This is a genomic window from Pontibacter sp. HSC-36F09 (genome assembly GCF_024171605.1).
Taxonomy (GTDB): Bacteria; Bacteroidota; Bacteroidia; order Cytophagales; family Hymenobacteraceae; genus Pontibacter.
Genome location: NZ_JALKAA010000001.1, coordinates 631,915 through 650,664 on the forward strand (window position 1 = coordinate 631,915; position 18,750 = coordinate 650,664).

The window sequence follows — 18,750 nt, forward strand, 5'->3', positions numbered from 1 at the left end:
GGGAGGTAAAGCCTATGCTACTGGCAACTAAGATCATTTCTGGATGACAATAAGAGCAGAATGAAACGGCCCTGCTCCTCGGAGGGGATTCCCCTGCGCTATTCAGTCAGGTGTGTTAGATGTGCGATTCAGAAAGGTATACCGGTGCACGATTCGGACAGGTCACGACCTGTCCCTACAAATGAAACAATTGCTCTTTCGGATCTCCAGATCCGAAAACAGACTGTTGGGGATGTCCACATCCCCGTGCGAAGGTATAGCAGGTATACAGGGATTAGGAAGTCCCCTCCCGCTCGCTTTCGGATTGATAAATCCGAGAGAGCCTGTTGCCTATGTGCCTGCTTTACAGGTATACGGGGACAAGGATGTCCCCAGCAGAAAAGCTTCCGGACAAAGAAGTCCGGAAGAGCCGGTCTAAAGCCGCTGCACGTGAATGACGTAAAGGTGTAACGTCGCTACAATTCATTTTTCTAACCTTCTTCCTCAATTCTCAAACTTCCCAACTCTTAACCTCTCAAACTCCCAAACTTCTACAGCCTGCCGCCTACTACAACCCGCTCTTTGTGCTCACGCTTCTGCCCATCCAGGTCGAAGAGCTCAATATAGAACAGATAATAGCCGATAGCTGCTTTGGAGCCGTCCTGTCGGGTGCCGTCCCAGCGGAAGAAACCGTTAGCGGCCAGCAGCTCGTTTCGCACCAGTTTGCGGACTTCACGTCCTTGTGCGTCAAAAACGGTGATGTTGGCGACGAGCCCGCTTTGATCAGCGGTGAAATTGATGGTGGTAAAATCTTCGTAGCCGTCACCATCGGGAGAGAAAACCCTGGGCTCGATGGTGAACATGCGCTGGGCTGCTATACCTGGCTGCGACTGCGAATTAAGGTAGCCGGGCGTGGCGAAAACTGAGGTAGATGCCGAATGGAAATTGTCTGGCGTAGTCGGTCCGTCCAGCCGGATGCGCTCCAGTGAGATACCATTGCGGTCGTCGATCAGGCTGAAGTGCATGCGCTCGGTATAGTCGAAGCGGTCGGCAAGGCGGCTGTCAGCCTGCAACACCACCACTGATCCACCCGCATCCGTGTAGGAAGGCAGTGAAGTCATTTGCAGAAAAGTCTCCCCCCGTGCTGCTGGATAGTTGCTTTTAATATTCTCGGGATTGGTGGTGAGTACCACATACTGGCCGGGTTCCAGCACATAAGGCCCTGTCGTGATCACCCTCCGGTTGGCGATGCTGTCGTTGCTGGTGTTGGCCAGTTGCCAGTTCTGCAGGCTGATGTACTTATCGCTGCGGTTCACAAGCTCCACAAAATCCACGCCGCCGGGCCTGGGGTTGAAGAGCACCTCGTTGATGATTACATCGCCGGGCTCTGGAGGAGACAGCAAAGCAAAAGTCGCAGTAAGCGGTTGCGAGCTCAGATTTCCTGCACAGTCGCGGATGCCGGTGGCAGTCAAGGTATAGCGCTGCCGTTCCTGCAAGGGACTGGCCAGTTGCAAGACCACCTCCTCAAACAATGGCGAGACAACCTGCACCGCCGCTATACCTATACCTGCCGGACTCAAGGTATAGCGGCTCACATCCACAACCTGCGCACTATCCAGCCGCTCGTTAAAACGCAGCGACAGCCGATCATGGGCAAGTGTCGTGACTTGCAGCAAAACAGGTGGCGTGTTGTCAGGTATAGAGGCTGCCACGGAGTTAGGTTGGGCAGGCGTCCCACCACGTGGGTCGTTGGAGGCAGTCCAGTTTTCAACACCGGCGCAGGGGTTGGTCACGTCGATCATCTCCAGGCTCCAGCCGCCGTTGCGCTTGGCCGTGTCGCGGTACCAGGTGTCAGTGTAGTTCACGGCGTAGATCAATCGGCCATTGGGGTGGCGCAGCTGCAGGAGCTCGCCCGCATTGTTCAGACTTGGAAAATTGCTGATGCCAATCACGCGGCCGTACTCGGTAAAATTGGCCACCTGCACGTTGGGCACCACCACGGCATACTCGCCCGGCTGCAATAGCACGTTCGGCAAGACCGTAGTAGAAGTAACATGAGAGTATCGTATACCTTGCAGCGTCAGCACCTTCTCGGTTGGGTTGTACAGTTCGATGTACTCCGCCGCCGGCAAGCCTATAGCCGGAGTTTCGCGGGCCATGATCTCGGTGATGAGCAATTCGTTATACCCTGGCAGCATAGGCGGCAGCGCATACTGGAAAGTCAACTCAACCGGGTTCGGCAAGGAATTGTCATACAAGTCGGCTATACCTGACACGGCAATTATATTAGCCCCGTTCCGAAGCGATTGGCCAAAAGTGAGCAGCACTGTACCGCTTTCGGTGAGTTCGGCGGAAGCGGGTTTAATGTCCCCTTTCAAGGTATAGCTGTCAGTTGCTTGGGCTTTTTCCCGTGCCAGCGGCTCGTTAAAGCGCAGCTCCAGGGTATAGGGACTCAGCGGCTGGGCGCTCTCCAGCACTGGCGGGTTCGTGTCCGTTATCCGGAAATCATCAAAGAAAAACCGTTGGCTATTGGCTGAGCTATACCTGACCAGCACGCCAAAATAGGCGGAGTGTTTGTGAGTAGCATCTGTTACAGTCCCCTGGCTCACATAACTTTGCCCCGTTCCGGTCACATCAATCTCGAGCCGCCAGGTATAATCGAGGCCCCGCGTCACCCGCACCCGCACGATGTTGTTGGAAGTTGCCACCGTTTTGTCCACGCCGTTGATGATTAGTACAGAGGGCTTGCCGGTATCTTTTCTATGGAGACTCACCTCGTCGGCCGTGTTGCCAATCCGGACAAAGTAGCCATTCACATCTGCGGCTTTCAAATCCCCTTTGTCTGCGATCAGGAAAATATCGGCGTAGTTGCTCGATGAGGTAGCCAGGCGCAGATTGGCCCAGAACTCCCATACTGTGCCCACCGCTGCCTGCGAAGGCGTGGACAGGTATAGCACCGTGCCAGTGACGGCGGGCCCGCTACTCTGCAACTGGTTTTGAGGATTTACCATAAAGCCGCTCACATCGCCCGCCCAGGTAGGATTTTGGGTGAAGTTTCCGTCAGAGAAATCGTCCTGGAGTTGAGCGCTAGTCAGGTATGGGAGAAAGAGAAGAAGCCCTGTCGCCAGCACCTTTTGCGTGAAACCTGCTCTGAGGAGATCAGGGATAAAGTAGTTTATACCTAACACGAGCCCCTGCACCCATGTCGTCATTCTGAAAGAATATTGAGGGCCAGCATGATATGTAATGATTTGAGAATCTATTATAGCTTGGCGTAAAGTTTGTTTCATGCGCAGATGTTTCGGTGAAAACTTACGAACTTCGCAGCCGCAAAAAGGGAAAGGCGGAACGAGAGTCCAAAGAACGATGACACGCACAGATCTTCGAAGACACTGTGAAGTCGGGTATACGAACCTCTTTTGAAAATTTAGAACTTTTACGCGGCCCAGATAAGTTAGTTAGAGGAAGCTGGAGAGTTTAGGAATGCTGTGTCACGGGTCTTGTGTTGGAAGGCTCTTGTAGAAACAGGCCGCGACTCGTTCAAATCGTGCACAGGTATAATTGTCTGAATCAGGATTTGCAGGATTCAAAAATTCACAGGACTCAGACTAGAGTATCTCGAATTGTCTGTTATTTGGAATAGCCATCGCACTGTGATAGGCTATACTCGGATCAACAATTCAACCATCAACCATTAAACAATTAATTAATATACCCTAAACAATGAAAGTAGCAGTAGTAGGCGCCACTGGACTAGTGGGCGGCGAGATTTTGAAAGTACTGGCGGAGCGCGACTTCCCGGTAACGGAACTGTTGTTGGTTGCTTCTGAGAGATCTGTTGGTAAACAGATGGAGTTTAAGGGTAAACAGATAAAGGTAATCGGGATGCAAGACGCGATTGCGGCTGCCCCGCAAATTGCCATTTTCTCAGCCGGCGGTAGCACCTCTACCGAGTGGGCGCCAAAGTTTGCCGAAGCAGGCATCGTAGTAGTAGACAATTCCTCAGCCTGGCGCATGGACCCGACCAAAAAGCTGGTGGTACCGGAGATCAACGCCAAAGAGCTGACTAAAGAAGATAAGATCATTGCTAACCCAAACTGCTCGACCATCCAGATGGTAGTAGCCCTAAACAAGCTGCACGAAGAGCTGCAGGCGAAGCGCATTGTCGTGAGCACTTACCAATCGGTAACAGGCACCGGCGTGAAAGCAGTGGAGCAACTCATGAACGAGCGTGCAGGCAAAGAAGGCGAGAAAGCCTACCCTTACCCGATTGATTTGAACGTGCTGCCACACATCGACGTGTTCCAGGACAACGGCTATACCAAAGAGGAAATGAAGATGATCCTCGAAACCAGGAAGATCATGGGTGACGACTCCATTCGTGTAACGGCCACAGCGGTGCGTATACCTGTCATGGGTGGCCACTCGGAGTCGGTGAACGTGGAGTTTGAGAAAGACTTTACGCTGGAAGAGGTATACCGCATCCTCAACGAAACGGAAGGTGTCAAGGTAGTAGATGACGTAAAAAACCTGCAATACCCGATGCCGAAAGACGCACACGGCAAAGATGAGGTACTGGTTGGCCGTGTCCGCTTAGATGAAACCCAGCCAAGAACGCTGAACATGTGGATCGTGGCCGACAACCTGCGCAAAGGTGCTGCCACCAATGCTGTGCAGATTGCAGAGTATTTGGTGAAGCAGGGGTTGGTGTAGGTATATTCTAAGTTAACATACTTTTATATGAAAAATGGGAGCTCAAATGGGCTTCCTTTTTTTATTCTCTCCTGTTACCACCAAAGGTGTATAAACCGGAAGCCGACTATATTTTCCATATAAATTGTCATATATTTAAAGCAATAGTAAGTAGCCTCTTTATCAGGACTCCGATGAGCGAAATCTTTAAATACAAGTATGATGACCTGTTTACGCCAACCCTACAAGCATTAAAAAGGCTTGGAGGATCCGGCTCTGTTAGAGAGATAGAGGAACAGGTAAGTGAGTTATTGAAGCTTTCTGAAGAAGAGATAAACGACATACATCGCGAAAGTACAACCAAACTTACCTATCGCTTAGCTTGGTCAAGAAATTACTTGAAGCGGTATGGGCTGCTTGAAAACTCAAGCAGAGGAGTTTGGGCCTTAACGGAGAAAGGGAAAGAAACGAAATCCATAGATAAAGGGGCTGTTAAGAAAGCTGTGCTAGAACTTGATAAAAAAGAACGCAATACTGACAAAAGACCTTTATTAACAGATATTGAAAATAGCAGCGAGGAGTTAATTGAGTTTTCCTGGCAGGAAGAACTCTTAGAATCTGTTAAGAAAATATCACCTGAAAACTTCGAGAGGTTATGCCAGAGGGTTCTTCGTGAATTAGGCTTCCTGAATGTAGAAGTGACGCAGCGCTCCAATGACGGAGGTATAGACGGACAAGGACTCATCAGACTAGGAGGCGTTCTTTCCTTTCATGTTGTCTTTCAGGCCAAACGTTATCAAGGGAGCGTAGGCTCCAGCATTGTAAGAGACTTTAGGGGCGCGATGATTGGCAGAGCAGACAAAGGCCTTATCATTACGACAGGTAGCTTTACAAGAGAGGCAAGAAGAGAAGCTAACAGAGATGGCGCCCCTCCTATCGATCTGATAGATGGAAATGAATTTGCTGAAAAGCTGAAAGAACTGAAGCTTGGCGTAGAGATAGAGTTCATAGAAAAAGTCAAGGTCAAAAAAGAGTGGTTCGCTAATTTCTAGCAGCCAAGCGTAGCAATTTCAGCGTAACTTCACAGATTATCCATCTATACTGTTGATTCCTAATCACAGAAATTCCAAATAATGCCCATCCAACCCATCCATACCCAGCGACTAGCCCTAGTCCCTTTCACGCTTCCGGTAGCACAGGCACTTTATGCCTTCAACACAGGTATACTGGCCGAAATCGGCCTGCAACCCACCCGCTACTGGCCCGATCAGGAGAGTATGGATACCCTTCCCCGAATCATTAAAAGACTGGAGCAACTACCGGAGCCAACCGGCTTTGAATCGTGGATGATCGTGCTGAAACACAATGCCACGGTGATTGGCGATGCCGGTTTTAAGGGCGGTCCCAATCAGGAAGGAATTGTAGACATTGGCTATTCTATCATCGAGCAGGAGCAACAGAAGGGCTATGGGCTGGAAACGGCTAGGGCATTGGTGGACTGGGCCTTTTGGCACCAGCAGGTGAAAGCAGTGACAGCGAATTGCCTTGTTGAAAACCCCGCCTCCATTCGGCTATTGGAAAAGCTGGGCATGCGGGAAATCGTGCGGGATGATGAAATGATTTACTGGAAGCTACTTCGCTCTTAAATCGACAGGCACAACGAAGCTATACCTAAAAATCTACCCGATATAAATCTTCCATTTGTCGTTGCGTAATAAACCGCGGCATGGCACGGAAAAGCGTGTTCCGGAGTTTGCCCAGCAATGGATTGCGCCAGTGCGCCACCTCCCCCAGTGTTCTTGACAGATAAATCACTTTGGCAGTACGGGCCCTGCGGCGCTTTTCGTAGCGTTTCAAAGCGTTGGCAAGCACAGGCTCCTGCTGCAGGCACTGGGCCAGCACTACGGCATCTTCTATGGCCTGGCAGGCCCCCTGCCCCATGTTCGGCGTTGTGGCATGGGCGGCATCACCGAGCAGTACAACACGGCCATACACAAAATGCCTGAGTGGTTTCAGGTCAGCAATATCGTTCCAGATGAGTTGGTCCTGCGAAGTGGAGGCCAGTACGGCTTCTACAGGCGAGTGCACTGACTCGAAGTGGCGGGCCAGTTTTTCGGGCGTCATGCGGCGCATTTTCTCGTCGTGCTGCGGGGCGTTGATGCAGGCATACCAGTAAATTTTGTCGCCCTGCAGCGGCGCTATACCTACACGGCCCTGCGGTGCCCAGGTTTCTGCCGAAATCATTTTGTTGATGTCTACTCCCGGATTGTCGATCACGGCCCGCCAGCAGGTATAGCCGGCGTAGCGAGGCACGCTGTCGGGCACCAATTGCTGGCGCACCACCGAACTGATGCCATCGGCGGCGATGAGCAGATCGGCGGTGGCGTGGCTGCCATCGGCAAACAGAACCTGCACCTGGTCGCCGTGCTGCGTTATTTCCTCGCAGCGCTTGCCCAGTACCACCGTTTCCGGCTTGAGGTGGCTCAGGAGTACTTCATGCAGGTCGGCGCGGTGAATCACAAAATTGTTAATGCCATACCTGCTGCTCAAGGGACGGGTATCCATGTTGCTGATTTCGCGGCCGTGCTCGTCAAAAATAACCAGCGCATCGAGTTGCTTCCCTCTGGCCACCACGTCGTCCATCACACCTAAACGCTGAAGTCCTTGCATGGCATTGGCCGCCAGTCCTACGCCCGCTCCCAGCCCTTTGAACTTAGGAGCCGCTTCGTATACCGTGGTGTCTATACCTGTCTGCTGTAGTGCAAGCGCCGCGCACAGACCGCAGATTCCACCTCCTACAATAATGGCTTTCATACCTATACCTGCTTATACCTTGACTTCATCTTCTACAGAAGATCTGCCAAACACTTTTGCCACCCATCTTGGTAGGAAAACAGAACCCAGTACCAGGTATGGATAGTACGTAATCAGGCGGTAGAGCACCACCACAATATTGCTGAAGCCACCCAGGAATAAGCCAAAGAAGCTCGGGAAAGCCATTTCCACAATACCGGCCCCGCCTGGGGTTATGGCCACCAGCATCACGATCCAGAAAATAAGGTTGCGCGAGATGATGAGCATATGCTCGGAAAGGGTGACATCGGTAAAGGCCGCGATCAGGCAATTGAGCAGGAAGTAACGGGCGCTCCACACGAAAATAGTCGAGATGATGGCCCGGGCCCAGTAGTTAAAGTCTTTGCCGCGCAGCTGCTGCGAAGCCCATATAATTTCGTTGCCATGCTGGTGCGCGTTGATGCGCCACTTGCGCAGTAGTTTCCAGCCGGTTAGCTTCAGCAAAATCCACTTGAAGGCACGCGGTCGCACAAACAGCGCGTAGATCATAACGAAGGTATAGGTGGCAATGAGCGAGTAGCTGATATAAAAGGCCATTTTGAGCGCACCCACATCAGAATCCGAAAGTCCTAGACTGGGGAACACCTCGCCCTGGATGAATAGCAACGCAAGGGGTGCCGCAATGATAAAGAACATATTGTCGAGCACGGCCGTGACCATAACGTAGGCCAGTGACTTGCCCAGCGGTATACCTTCTTTGTTGAGCAAAATAGTAGCGATGGTGGAGCCGCCCACTACCGAGGGCGTAATGGCCGAAGCGAATTCCCAGAGCATGATCACGTCGAGGCTGCTGCGCCAGCTCAAAAACTTATCGGTCAGGTTACGGATGCGGTACATGTAGCCAAAATCGCGGATCACGAGCACGAGCAGCGCCGCGACCAGCCACCACCAGTTAGCCTGAGCTATACCTTTCAGGTCGCCGAGCTTATCATCTTTGATAAACAGCCAGGCCGTGGCGCCCAAACCCAGCAGAACCGGAATCAGGATCTTGATCGGACTGAAACTCTTTAATATGGTTTTTTTATTTTGATCCATGTAGGCTATTCTAACCCAGTTCTTCGGCGCTTGCTCTTACATAGCTGACGTGCAAAACTACTTAACTATTCGGCAACTAGGGAAGTCAGGTTGGCTTTTTAAGGATTTTCTGGCATTGCTATTCCAGAATGAGCTGCATTACCTGGGCCGCCTGCCCTTCGGCTCTGGTAATTATAAAGTCGTTGAACCCGTCGCCTACTTCGATGCCGATCAGGTTGAGTTGCAGCATGTCGAGTATCGCCAGGAAGTTGAAGATCATGCCTATCTTGTCCGGGAAGGCCGAAATGATCTCCGAGAAGGCTATCTTTTCTTTTTCCTCCATCACACGAATTATGTAATCCCGCTGCTCCTCTATGGTATAAGGATAGGTGAGAACGGTATGCTTTGGGCGGCTCTGCTCCTCTTCAAAACGCAGCATTACTTTGTCGAACACGCGCATGAGTTTGTAGAGGCTCAGGTCCTGCAGCTCATATTCAAAGTGGTTGGCGTTGGCGATCTGCTGCAGCTCTTCGTGCACGTTGCCCCGGTTTTCCTGTGCCAGACGCATGTCTTCCATCTGCCCGAGGTCGCCTAGCACGGCCTTGTACTTCTTGTACTCCAACAGGTGCTGCACCAGCTCCTGGCGCGGGTCTATCTCGTTGCCTTCCTCGTCTTTTTCGGTGCGGGGCAGCAGCATTTTGGCCTTGATGCGCATCAGTGTGGCGGCCGTCAGAATAAAGTCGCTGGCAACCTCAATATTGAGCTGCTCCATTTGCCGAATGTAGCCCATAAACTCGTTCGTGATCTGAAAAATCGGAATGTCGTGGATGTCCAGCTCGTCACGCTCGATAAAGAAGAGCAGCAGGTCAAATGGCCCCTCAAACAACGGTAATTTAATTTCGAAACTCACTTCTCTCGCCTTTGGTTAATGCGCTGATCGCAACTGATGTACAAAAATACTAATTTATTTGGATGAAGTAGCAGCTTAATGGCTACGCTATAGAGGCCGTACCGCCACGTTATCCGAACAAATTAAGCTCACACCTGTATAAGTGTAGCATTATCAAGGGGAGTCTTTGTCATTAAGTTCCGCAGGACCACCTCTTATTGACAATCACCCACTTACCACGCTTACCCCATACGCCACCGTCGGCTGCCCTGACAGGATAGGGAGGAGAAGTTGCAGCTTGTGTTCTGATTTTTACTAACTTTACGTTTTGTCCGGCAGTCTGTATTTTGCACAATGCAAACTTTTGCCTGAAAAATTTGTTGGAAGTCTATAATAAAGACATTTCTATGATCATCAAACCAGGAGATCTCCTAGCCTCCATCGACACACCCGCCGACCTCCGCGCCCTCAAGCCAGAGCAACTCCTGCAGGTATGCCAGGAGCTAAGGCAATACATAATCGATGTGGTATCGATCCACGGCGGCCACTTTGGGGCCAGCCTTGGGGTAGTGGAACTGACCACGGCGCTGCACTATGTGTTTCAAACCCCTTACGATCAGCTGGTATGGGATGTGGGGCACCAGGCCTACGGACACAAGATCCTGACCGGCCGCCGCGACAACTTCCACACTAACCGCAAGTATGGCGGAATCTCTGGTTTTCCGAAGCGTAAAGAAAGCGAATACGACACCTTTGGCGTAGGTCACTCAAGCACCTCCATTTCAGCGGCGCTGGGTATGGCAGTTGCCTCGCAATACAAAAACGAAGAAGACCGCCAGCACATTGCCGTGATCGGTGATGGCGCTCTGACCGGTGGAATGGCCTTCGAAGCCCTGAACCACGGTGGCGCCACCAACGCCAACCTGCTGGTAGTGCTCAACGACAATTGCATGAGCATCGACCCGAATGTGGGTGCTCTGAAAGAATATTTAACTGACATTACCACTTCCCGCACTTACAACAAACTGCGCGATGAACTGTGGAATGTACTCGGCAAGATCAGCAAATTCGGCCCGAACGCACAGCACATTGCCTCTAAGGTAGAAAGCGGCATCAAAGCCACGCTATCGAAGCAGAGCAATCTGTTTGAAGGTCTCAACTTCCGCTATTTCGGTCCGATCGATGGGCACGACATCAACCACCTCGTATCGGTGATGGAAGACCTGAAGCGTATACCTGGTCCGAAAATCCTGCATGTGCTAACGACTAAAGGCAAAGGATTTGCACTGGCTGAAAAAGACCAGACCAAATGGCACGCGCCGGGCCTATTCGACAAGATAACAGGCGAAATTTACAAAACGCATCACGACACGCCACAACCGCCTAAGTACCAAGATGTGTTTGGCCACACGATTGTGGAGCTTGCTGAGCAGAACGACAAGATCATGGGCGTCACGCCTGCGATGCCATCCGGATGCTCACTCAACATCATGATGAAGGCCATGCCCGATCGTGCTTTTGACGTAGGTATAGCCGAGCAGCATGCCGTGACTTTCTCCGCTGGCCTGGCTACGCAGGGTATGGTACCGTTCTGCAACATTTACAGCACGTTCATGCAGCGTGGCTACGACCAGGTGGTGCACGATGTGTGCCTCCAGAATCTGCACGTAGTGTTCTGCCTCGACCGTGCCGGATTTGCCGGTGCCGATGGACCGACGCACCACGGTGCTTACGACATTGCCTACATGCGCTGCATCCCGAACATGGTGGTAGCCGCCCCGATGAACGAGCAGGAACTGCGTAACATGATGTATACCGCTTCGCAGGAAGGTGCTGGTCCGTTTACGATCCGCTACCCACGTGGCGAAGGTGTGATACCAAACTGGCGTACCCCGCTGGAACTGCAGCAGGTAGGTAAAGGACGCACCGTGCAGGAAGGCAAAGAAGTAGCGATCCTGACATTCGGACATATCGGTAACTACGCCGTGGATGTTTGCCAGAAACTGAGCTACGACGGCATCAACCCGGGCCACTACGACATGCGCTACTGCAAGCCACTGGATGAGGAGCTGTTGCACCACATTTTCAGCAAGTATAGCAAAGTGATCACTGTAGAAGACGGCTGCCTGCAAGGCGGTTTCGGAAGCGCGGTGCTGGAGTTTATGGTCGACAACGGTTATACCTCGCAGGTGAAGCGCCTCGGCATGCCTGACCAGGTGTTCGAGCACGGCTCACAACTGGAACTACACCGCGACGCTGGCTTCGACCCGGCTGCTATCGAGAACACCGTGAGAGAGATGATCGGTGTGGCAGTGAAGGTATAGTTTCCTGACAAAGGACCTTTTGAAAAAAGACATAAGACAAACCCCGCAGTTCTTTAGGAGCCGCGGGGTTTTTGTTTGGAATATGGGTAAGTAACTGTAGGGGCAGGTCGCGACCTGGCCGAGGTATAGCCACTGCGATGAAACAAGAAATTATCCTTTGCGATACACATTCCAACACATACTTTTATAACGACACAATTATTTATGCACGATTCGGACAGATCGCGCCCTATACCTACAAAGAAATACCTAAAACTATGACAAAACACACGACCTATACCTCTGCCGGCTCCGGCGACACAATCGTTTTCTTGCACGGCTTCTGCGAAAGCACAGAAGTTTGGGATGAGTTCACCAAACCGCTGCAAAAGCAATTCCGGGTAGTGGCGCTGAACCTGCCCGGCTTTGGCAACAATACCTCAGGTATAGCCGATTACAGCATGGAAGGTATGGCCGACTATGTGAAGGAAAAGCTGGAAGAACTCGGCATTAAAAAATGCATTCTGGTAGGTCACTCCATGGGCGGCTATGTGGGTATGGCTTTCGCTGAGAAGTATAGCAGCATGCTCAGTGGCCTTTGCCTATTCCACTCCTCCGCCCTCCCCGACACCGACGAGAAGAAAGATAACCGCAACAAGACCATCGAGTTTGTAGAGAAACACGGCGTAGAGAAGTTCATGCAGTCCTTCATTGAGCCACTCTTCTATAGTGAGAACCGTGAGCGACTGAAGAAAGAAATCGCGTTAATGAAAAAGATCGGCACTAACACGCCGAAAGAGAGCGTAACCGGAGGCCTTGCCGCCATGCGCGACCGAAAAGACCGAACTGATGTGCTGGCTGCTGCAAAGTATCCGTTTTTGTTCATCTTTGGGAAAGACGATGGTGCCGTGCCACTCGACAAAGCCCTGGAGCAATGCCACCTCCCTGACAACAGCATGGTCTATTTCCTGGGGCAGACCGGCCACATGGGCATGTTCGAGCGCACCTACGAAACACGCAAAGCACTGGAGAAATTTGCTGAGACGATTTATGGGTGAGGTGATGGATTGAGTGATGGAGTGGATGAGTGAATTGTTGATTGCTGGGTGCATAATTAACCTGCCTCTCCTTTGTATATGGCTCCAGTCTCAGTGAGGTTTCATCACGATTCGGACAGGTATAATGATGCAAGATTCAGCAGGGTTGATTGGCCTTTACAGGCATTCATAATTTTATAAAAGGCTCTTCGGGACATCCATGTCCCGAAGCAAACTGTTGGGGATGTCCACATCCCCGTGCGCCAAGTTTGGTTTTGCAGGTATACGGGGATTAGGAAATCCCCTACCGTTTGCCTTCGGATTGATAAATCCGAAAGAGCCCGTTGCCTATTTGCTTGCTTTGCAGGTATACGGGGACAAGAATGTCCCCGGCAGAAATTCTTCCGGACACGGATGTCCGGAAGAGCAGTTTTAGAAATACTTCCGGACGTAGACGTCCGAAAGAGCGTCTGGATTGCTCTAAACACGAAAGACGTTACAGTGTAACGTCGCCGCATTTTAACTTTTTAGCTTTTAAATTTTCTAACTTCCCGATTCCCTAACTCTCAGACCCCTCAACTCTCAAACTCTCAAACTTCCTTGCTCCAACAAACCTTAGCTCCGCCCGCCCGAATCTTGCCTACGCTTGTGTTTTCGCAATTTGCGGGTACTTCGCTTTGGTTTGCCGGCAATGCGGTCCTACCGGAGCTGCAGGAATCGTTGCAATTGCAGGACGGTGCGTTGGCTTTGCTAACCTCAGCGGTGCAGCTGGGTTTTATAGCAGGTACGCTGGTATTTGCTTTTCTTTCGCTGGCCGATCAGGTGTCGCCGCGTCTGCTGTTCTTGCTTTGTGCTTTGCTTGGTGCTGTGGCCAATGCTGTGGTGATATTCGCGGCCAAAGATCTTTATGCTGTATTGTTACTCCGGGCGCTGACGGGCTTTTTACTGGCGGGCATTTATCCGGTAGGTATGAAAATAGCAGCCAGCTGGTATAGCGCCGGACTCGGGAAAGCCATTGGCTACCTGGTAGGTGCGCTGGTGCTGGGCACTGCTTTTCCCCACTTGATCCGGGCATTGGGTGCTTCGTTGCCCTGGCAGCAGGTGCTGGGAACGATAAGCGCATTGGCAGCAGTAGGCGGCTTGCTCCTATACCTGCTTGTGCCCGACGGACCATACCTGAAAAAAGGCGCTACTTTCAGGATCGGAAACATGTTGCAGGCTTTTCGTGATCGTGGTTTCAGGTCTGCTGCTTTTGGTTACTTTGGCCACATGTGGGAGCTCTATACCTTGTGGGCATTTACACCGCTTATCCTAACCCTGTCACTCCCTCAACTTTCTAGCAGCGAGGTTTCGGCTTATAGCTTTGCTGTGATCGCGGCCGGCGCGGTTGGCTGTATAGGCGGTGGTTATCTGTCGCAGGTATGGGGAAGCGCACGGGTGGCCTTTGTGCAATTATTACTTTCAGGCTTGTGCTGTCTGCTTTCGCTGCTCGTGCTGCAGATAGGTGTTTCACAACTTATTATACCATTTCTGCTCTTCTGGGGCATTGTGGTGGCCGGCGATTCACCGCAGTTTTCGGCCCTGACAGCCCAGACAGCCCCGCCGCAACTGGTTGGCACTGCACTCACCATTGTGGTGGCCATTGGCTTTGCCATTACGGTGGTCAGCATCCAGCTCACAGGTTTTTTGCTCACCCAGTTGCCGCTAAACTATACCCTGGCGCTACTGGCTATCGGCCCGATGCTGGGTTTGTTGGGTCTGCGCCGCCTGGTATAGTGCGCCCCGCGGCCCGTCCGGCTATACCTTAAGTACTGGCCTATACCTATCTGGCCAATAAAAAAAGCCGACCCAATATTGGGCCGGCTTTTCTGCTCAAAATATACTTTCTTTTATACCTTATTCGGCTTTCATCTCCATCTTGGAGCCATCACCTGCCACAAGGTCCATCTCTTTGTCCGTCAGTTTCTCTACAGTAAAGTTCTGCGATTCGTTAGCACCCTCAAACGTAAGAGACAGACGTCTGCCTGCCTGGTCGTAGGTCCAGGTGCCGGTTTGGAGAGAGCCACCGCCCCCCATGGCAAAACGACCGTCCGAGTAGAACTGCATGGTTTCGTCCTTTTCGTCCGAGGTCAGTTTGTCTTTGTCGCCGGAGGCTGTTGTTTCTTTGGCGGCTTTCCAGGTCTTGCTGCTGCCACCTGATATCATGTTGGCGTTGCCGGCATTGTCTTTGTCACCGCCGCAGCTCGTCATAAAAGCCATCAGCACGAAGGCCATTACAAATGTAAAGTAGGCTTTCACCTGTTTCAGATTCCTGTTCATTTTATTCATAGTTTATTGGTTATACTTTCCTGCGCCTGTTTACTTAAGCGGCGTGCATAGAGTACGGTTAAAACTTTTTTAAAGTTGATGAAAGCTATATAATCTGGCAGGAATACAATGAGATACAACCATGCAAACCATTTGGCGTATCTATTTAAGCAGTGCGCTTTTACAGCTGCACCATAAAAACTGTTTACTGACATTATAAGAATTTGAAATATGGGATTGCGTGATTTTTTTAAGAAAGGGGACAAGGAACCCGTTAAGGCTCCAAACCCAACCAACCGCCAGCCAGGCGATGGCTCATTTTTTAACCAGCAGTCGCCTCAGCAACCAGGGGCACAGCCAGCAACAGGCCAGGACACCTATACCGTAAAGAGTGGTGACTCGCTTTCTAAAATTGCTAAGCACTACTACGGCGACGCCAACGCCTGGAAGAAGATCTACGAGGCAAACAAGGCAACCATCGGCAGCAACCCTGACCTGATCAAACCAGGCCAGCAGTTTGTAATTCCGAAGCAGTAGGTTTGCTCAAGTTAAAACAGAAAGGGCCGGCTTTATTAAGCTGGCCCTTTCTGTTTTAACTAAAAAACTCACCATCTGTAAATGTTAGAGAACGGGTCCGGCATGCGGGGAGATGGAGGTTGTACATGTTGTGTACGCACACTAAATCTAATTGGAAGGATCATTTCAGACGCTATTGGTTTTCCTAGCCTCGTAGCCGGGTTCCAGGCTGGCATGCTGTTTACAAACCGCAGCCCTTCTTCATCAACCTTAGGATGTACGCTTTTCTTAACCGTGGCATCCTTCACCTGCCCGTCTTCCATCACAGTAAAACTTATCATTAGTAAACCTTCTATTTTATTCCTCCCCATATAGGTACTTGATGGTCCCTTGAAGTTTTTCTTTGTGTACTCAAACAAGTCACCTTTGAAACTAGCTTCTATAACTGGTACCCCATATTGCAACGTGTCGACTTCACCATTACTTCTACGCTGCACAACCTGGAAATAATAATCTGCAGGCGCAACATCCGACTGCGGCAGATCCACTTTTGTAATCTGACATCCCAACAAATCAGCTGCAACCGGATATTTGGCCGCATAATACTTCGGATCAGTTCTCCATTGCTCTATATAAAAAAGATAGTCTGGCAAACTCACTAAATGCATTAAATCATCTTTACTGATAGTCGGCACCCCATTTACATAAATTGTACCACTCAGAATTTTGCCTTTGCTATCATATATCTGCTCAAGCTCCATTTTTCCGCTAGCATCTGTAAGTCGCCACCAACCTGTCTTATAGCCGTCAACGAACATACCTTCCAGTATGGAGGTACCCTTTCCATTTGCCGCCGCAAAAGGTGCTTTATACTCTCCTTGACCGTCTTTTACGAGCTGATTCCCGGTTTCGCTCCAAAGATTATTCACCCGCATCTCTTCTCCGTTCAGCGTTACATCTGCCAAAGGCGTTCCCGAAGCACTCCAAAACTTCCAATTCCCGGTTGGAACATTTTCAGAAAAATTGCCCTCACAATCCACCTGACCATTAGGATGGTAGAAAACCCACTTACCCCACTTCTTGCCCTGCGCATTATAATAGCCTTTGGCCATAACTGTGTTATCTGCATAGTAATCGGTAACGACATGCTGAAACAAAGGAGCGCTCAGGTGCTGCATTTCCCTAACATCAGTAGAGAAGTAGGTCAGCCGCTTCGCCACAGCTTCCTCTGGTGAGGTAATTTGCCAATCGGCATTGTAATGAAGTATCACGCCTTTGTACTCAGGTTCTTCGTTCTGTTGAGCGAAAGCCGGCACCATTAAAAAAAGAAGCAGAACAGCGAGTAAAGTTTGTTTCATAATGAAGGTGGGGTTGCTGATTCAAACATAATCAAAAAAGCCCGCGAGGGCATATAGTCCTGCGGGCTTTTGAGAAATCAATAAGTACTCTTTAAATAGCTTAGAAACGCTCGTCGGCCGAGAAGTAGAAGTCGCCTTCGATCTGTGCGTTCTCGTCAGAGTCAGAGCCGTGTACGGCGTTGGCTTCGATAGACTTGGCGTATACCTTACGGATGGTGCCTTCTTCAGCCTGGGCCGGGTTAGTAGCACCGATCAGCTTACGGAAATCTTCTACTGCGTTGTCTTTCTCCAGGATCATAGCTACGATTGGGCCGGATGACATGTATTTTACCAGGTCACCGTAGAAAGGACGCTCCTTGTGCACTTCGTAAAACTTGCCGGCACGCTCCTCAGTCAGTCTTGTCTTCTTCATCGCCACGATGCGGAAGCCGCCTTCCTCGATCATTTTAGTAATGCCACCGATGTTGTTATCTGCAACCGCATCCGGCTTAATCATGGTAAATGTGATGTTTCCAGCCATGTCTATTGTGTTAATGTGTGTATGTTTCGTTTAGAAGGTGCAAAATTAGCGCATTTAGCTTAATTATAGCAGCACTTGGCCCATACTTTCTGCAAATATTTATGCCGGTGCTCCTACTGCTATACCTACAGGTATACCTTAGCCATACGCTGCAAGCGTCCTGTAGCGTCTTAAAACGCTATTTTATTGCATTAGAAGTTATTTCTTCAGAAATTCGCGCCTTATATCCCTATTAATCAGCGGATTTATAACAAGCTTTATGCATGACATTAATGCTCTCAAAGAGCTCCTGAGAGAACCTAAAGAGGTGATGATCACCACACACCACAAACCAGACGCCGATGCGTTGGGTTCGTCGCTGGGTCTGGCCGGCTACCTCAAAAAGCTCGGGCACCGGGTTACAGTTATCACCCCTTCTGACTATCCGAGCTTTCTTACCTGGATGGAGGGCAATGATGATGTACTCGCTTACTCAGAGAAAAACGACGCCCTGGTGCAGCGCATCATCGCAGAGTCGCAGGTGATCTTTTGCCTCGACTTCTCTAACCTGTCGCGCATCCACGAAATGGGTGATTACATCCGCAATGCCAAAGGCACTAAAGTGCTGATAGACCACCACCTGCAGCCGGAGGATTTCGCTGACCTGGATTTCTCTAACCCACAGGCCGCCGCTACCGCCGAACTGGTTTACGACCTGATCAAGGCGCTGGGCGATGGCGACAAGATTGACACAGGTATAGGTGAGTGCCTGTATGCCGGCATCATGACCGATACTGGCTCTTTCCGACACCCGAGCACCTCTAAAAACGTGCACCTGATCATTGCCGACCTGCTGCACATCGGGGTGAACACCTCCAACATCCACCGTCTTATCTACGACAGCTCCACAGAAATGCGCTTGCGTTTTCTGGGTTATGCCCTTAAAGATAAGTTAGTGGTGCACCACGAGTACAGAACAGCTTATATTACCATTACGGCCGAAGAACTGAAGGCTTACGACTCCAAAACCGGCGATACGGAAGGCCTCGTGAACTTTGCACTCTCCATTGAGGGCATTGTTTTTGCTGCCGTGATCATCGACCGTGTGCAGGCCGTGAAGATGTCTTTCCGCTCTGTGGGCAATTTTTCAGTAAATGAGTTTGCCCGCGCCAACTTCAACGGCGGCGGACACAAAAATGCAGCCGGCGGCATGTCGCTCGACACCCTCGAGAACACCGTGGCCAAATTCGAAAGCCTGTTGCCACAGTACAAAGAGCAGTTGCAGGCTTCCTGTTAAGTAACA

The 18,750-nt window shown here is 50.7% G+C and carries 17 protein-coding genes; 10 read left to right on the plus strand and 7 right to left on the minus strand.

Annotated elements, in window-relative coordinates; translation table 11 throughout:
- Positions 1 to 181: 181 nt before the first annotated feature.
- Entirely contained in the window at positions 182 to 418 is a 237-nt protein-coding gene (locus tag L1278_RS02865) for a hypothetical protein (protein ID WP_253400958.1), read from the plus strand.
- Between the two features lie 112 nt (positions 419 to 530).
- Here the strand turns inward: L1278_RS02865 and L1278_RS02870 are convergent, their stop codons facing one another.
- Complete coding sequence (locus L1278_RS02870; RefSeq protein WP_253400959.1) at positions 531 to 3,191, minus strand: lamin tail domain-containing protein; 2,661 nt, start codon at positions 3,189 to 3,191, stop codon at positions 531 to 533.
- A 511-nt stretch (positions 3,192 to 3,702) separates the two neighbouring features.
- On the opposite strand from L1278_RS02870, the gene L1278_RS02875 reads away from it, so the two are divergent.
- The 3 genes from L1278_RS02875 (at position 3,703) to L1278_RS02885 (ending at position 6,317) form a co-directional block, all read left to right on the plus strand.
- Complete coding sequence (locus tag L1278_RS02875; protein ID WP_253400960.1) at positions 3,703 to 4,692, plus strand: aspartate-semialdehyde dehydrogenase; 990 nt, start codon at positions 3,703 to 3,705, stop codon at positions 4,690 to 4,692.
- Positions 4,693 to 4,865: 173 nt separating this feature from the next.
- Positions 4,866 to 5,723, plus strand: coding sequence for a restriction endonuclease (locus tag L1278_RS02880; protein ID WP_253400961.1), 858 nt, complete (start codon positions 4,866 to 4,868; stop codon positions 5,721 to 5,723).
- A gap of 81 nt (positions 5,724 to 5,804) precedes the next feature.
- Positions 5,805 to 6,317, plus strand: a complete 513-nt coding sequence (locus tag L1278_RS02885; RefSeq protein ID WP_253400962.1) for a GNAT family N-acetyltransferase — start codon at positions 5,805 to 5,807, stop codon at positions 6,315 to 6,317.
- A 25-nt stretch (positions 6,318 to 6,342) separates the two neighbouring features.
- Here the strand turns inward: L1278_RS02885 and L1278_RS02890 are convergent, their stop codons facing one another.
- The 3 genes from L1278_RS02890 to L1278_RS02900 all read right to left on the minus strand — a co-directional run bounded on the left by L1278_RS02890 (position 6,343) and on the right by L1278_RS02900 (position 9,448).
- Complete coding sequence (locus L1278_RS02890; RefSeq protein WP_253400963.1) at positions 6,343 to 7,485, minus strand: FAD-dependent monooxygenase; 1,143 nt, start codon at positions 7,483 to 7,485, stop codon at positions 6,343 to 6,345.
- A gap of 12 nt (positions 7,486 to 7,497) precedes the next feature.
- Positions 7,498 to 8,559 (minus strand): lysylphosphatidylglycerol synthase transmembrane domain-containing protein, encoded by a 1,062-nt coding sequence (locus tag L1278_RS02895; protein WP_253400964.1) that lies wholly within the window; start codon positions 8,557 to 8,559, stop codon positions 7,498 to 7,500.
- 118 nt (positions 8,560 to 8,677) lie between these two features.
- Positions 8,678 to 9,448 (minus strand): segregation/condensation protein A, encoded by a 771-nt coding sequence (locus L1278_RS02900; RefSeq protein WP_253400965.1) that lies wholly within the window; start codon positions 9,446 to 9,448, stop codon positions 8,678 to 8,680.
- A 386-nt stretch (positions 9,449 to 9,834) separates the two neighbouring features.
- Between L1278_RS02900 and dxs the strand changes: the two genes are divergently transcribed.
- From dxs to L1278_RS02920, 4 genes are all read left to right on the plus strand, one after another.
- On the plus strand, positions 9,835 to 11,751 hold the full coding sequence (gene dxs / locus L1278_RS02905; protein ID WP_253400966.1) for a 1-deoxy-D-xylulose-5-phosphate synthase: 1,917 nt from the start codon (positions 9,835 to 9,837) through the stop codon (positions 11,749 to 11,751).
- 257 nt (positions 11,752 to 12,008) lie between these two features.
- Positions 12,009 to 12,788, plus strand: coding sequence for an alpha/beta fold hydrolase (locus L1278_RS02910; RefSeq protein WP_253400967.1), 780 nt, complete (start codon positions 12,009 to 12,011; stop codon positions 12,786 to 12,788).
- 223 nt (positions 12,789 to 13,011) lie between these two features.
- Positions 13,012 to 13,203, plus strand: coding sequence for a hypothetical protein (locus L1278_RS02915; RefSeq protein WP_253400968.1), 192 nt, complete (start codon positions 13,012 to 13,014; stop codon positions 13,201 to 13,203).
- 212 nt (positions 13,204 to 13,415) lie between these two features.
- The gene (locus L1278_RS02920; protein ID WP_253400969.1) at positions 13,416 to 14,543 is read left to right on the plus strand and encodes an MFS transporter; all 1,128 of its coding nucleotides are present in this window, start codon (positions 13,416 to 13,418) and stop codon (positions 14,541 to 14,543) included.
- A 120-nt stretch (positions 14,544 to 14,663) separates the two neighbouring features.
- Here L1278_RS02920 and L1278_RS02925 read toward each other — a convergent pair whose 3' ends face one another.
- Positions 14,664 to 15,095 (minus strand): lipocalin family protein, encoded by a 432-nt coding sequence (locus tag L1278_RS02925; protein ID WP_253400970.1) that lies wholly within the window; start codon positions 15,093 to 15,095, stop codon positions 14,664 to 14,666.
- Between the two features lie 210 nt (positions 15,096 to 15,305).
- On the opposite strand from L1278_RS02925, the gene L1278_RS02930 reads away from it, so the two are divergent.
- Positions 15,306 to 15,611, plus strand: a complete 306-nt coding sequence (locus L1278_RS02930) for a LysM peptidoglycan-binding domain-containing protein (protein WP_253400971.1) — start codon at positions 15,306 to 15,308, stop codon at positions 15,609 to 15,611.
- A gap of 68 nt (positions 15,612 to 15,679) precedes the next feature.
- On the opposite strand, the gene L1278_RS02935 is transcribed toward L1278_RS02930, so the two are convergent.
- Complete coding sequence (locus L1278_RS02935) at positions 15,680 to 16,948, minus strand: energy transducer TonB (RefSeq protein WP_253400972.1); 1,269 nt, start codon at positions 16,946 to 16,948, stop codon at positions 15,680 to 15,682.
- Between the two features lie 100 nt (positions 16,949 to 17,048).
- Positions 17,049 to 17,468: a nucleoside-diphosphate kinase gene (locus L1278_RS02940; protein ID WP_220625955.1), complete on the minus strand. Its 420-nt coding sequence runs from the start codon at positions 17,466 to 17,468 to the stop codon at positions 17,049 to 17,051.
- A gap of 259 nt (positions 17,469 to 17,727) precedes the next feature.
- On the opposite strand from L1278_RS02940, the gene L1278_RS02945 reads away from it, so the two are divergent.
- Complete coding sequence (locus tag L1278_RS02945; protein ID WP_253400973.1) at positions 17,728 to 18,744, plus strand: bifunctional oligoribonuclease/PAP phosphatase NrnA; 1,017 nt, start codon at positions 17,728 to 17,730, stop codon at positions 18,742 to 18,744.
- Positions 18,745 to 18,750 lie beyond the last annotated feature (6 nt).

Excerpts from the sequence above, each read along its gene's own strand:
- L1278_RS02925 (WP_253400970.1), bottom strand. The coding sequence starts at position 15,095 with ATGAATAAAATGAACAGGAATCTGAAACAGGTGAAAGCCTACTTTACA.
- L1278_RS02915 (WP_253400968.1), top strand. The coding sequence starts at position 13,012 with ATGTCCACATCCCCGTGCGCCAAGTTTGGTTTTGCAGGTATACGGGGA.
- L1278_RS02890 (WP_253400963.1), bottom strand. The coding sequence starts at position 7,485 with ATGAAAGCCATTATTGTAGGAGGTGGAATCTGCGGTCTGTGCGCGGCG.
- L1278_RS02870 (WP_253400959.1), bottom strand. The coding sequence starts at position 3,191 with ATGACGACATGGGTGCAGGGGCTCGTGTTAGGTATAAACTACTTTATC.
- L1278_RS02910 (WP_253400967.1), top strand. The coding sequence starts at position 12,009 with ATGACAAAACACACGACCTATACCTCTGCCGGCTCCGGCGACACAATC.
- L1278_RS02865 (WP_253400958.1), top strand. The coding sequence starts at position 182 with ATGAAACAATTGCTCTTTCGGATCTCCAGATCCGAAAACAGACTGTTG.
- L1278_RS02875 (WP_253400960.1), top strand. The coding sequence starts at position 3,703 with ATGAAAGTAGCAGTAGTAGGCGCCACTGGACTAGTGGGCGGCGAGATT.
- L1278_RS02895 (WP_253400964.1), bottom strand. The coding sequence starts at position 8,559 with ATGGATCAAAATAAAAAAACCATATTAAAGAGTTTCAGTCCGATCAAG.
- L1278_RS02880 (WP_253400961.1), top strand. The coding sequence starts at position 4,866 with ATGAGCGAAATCTTTAAATACAAGTATGATGACCTGTTTACGCCAACC.
- dxs (WP_253400966.1), top strand. The coding sequence starts at position 9,835 with ATGATCATCAAACCAGGAGATCTCCTAGCCTCCATCGACACACCCGCC.
- L1278_RS02935 (WP_253400972.1), bottom strand. The coding sequence starts at position 16,948 with ATGAAACAAACTTTACTCGCTGTTCTGCTTCTTTTTTTAATGGTGCCG.
- L1278_RS02945 (WP_253400973.1), top strand. The coding sequence starts at position 17,728 with ATGCATGACATTAATGCTCTCAAAGAGCTCCTGAGAGAACCTAAAGAG.
- L1278_RS02885 (WP_253400962.1), top strand. The coding sequence starts at position 5,805 with ATGCCCATCCAACCCATCCATACCCAGCGACTAGCCCTAGTCCCTTTC.
- L1278_RS02940 (WP_220625955.1), bottom strand. The coding sequence starts at position 17,468 with ATGGCTGGAAACATCACATTTACCATGATTAAGCCGGATGCGGTTGCA.
- L1278_RS02930 (WP_253400971.1), top strand. The coding sequence starts at position 15,306 with ATGGGATTGCGTGATTTTTTTAAGAAAGGGGACAAGGAACCCGTTAAG.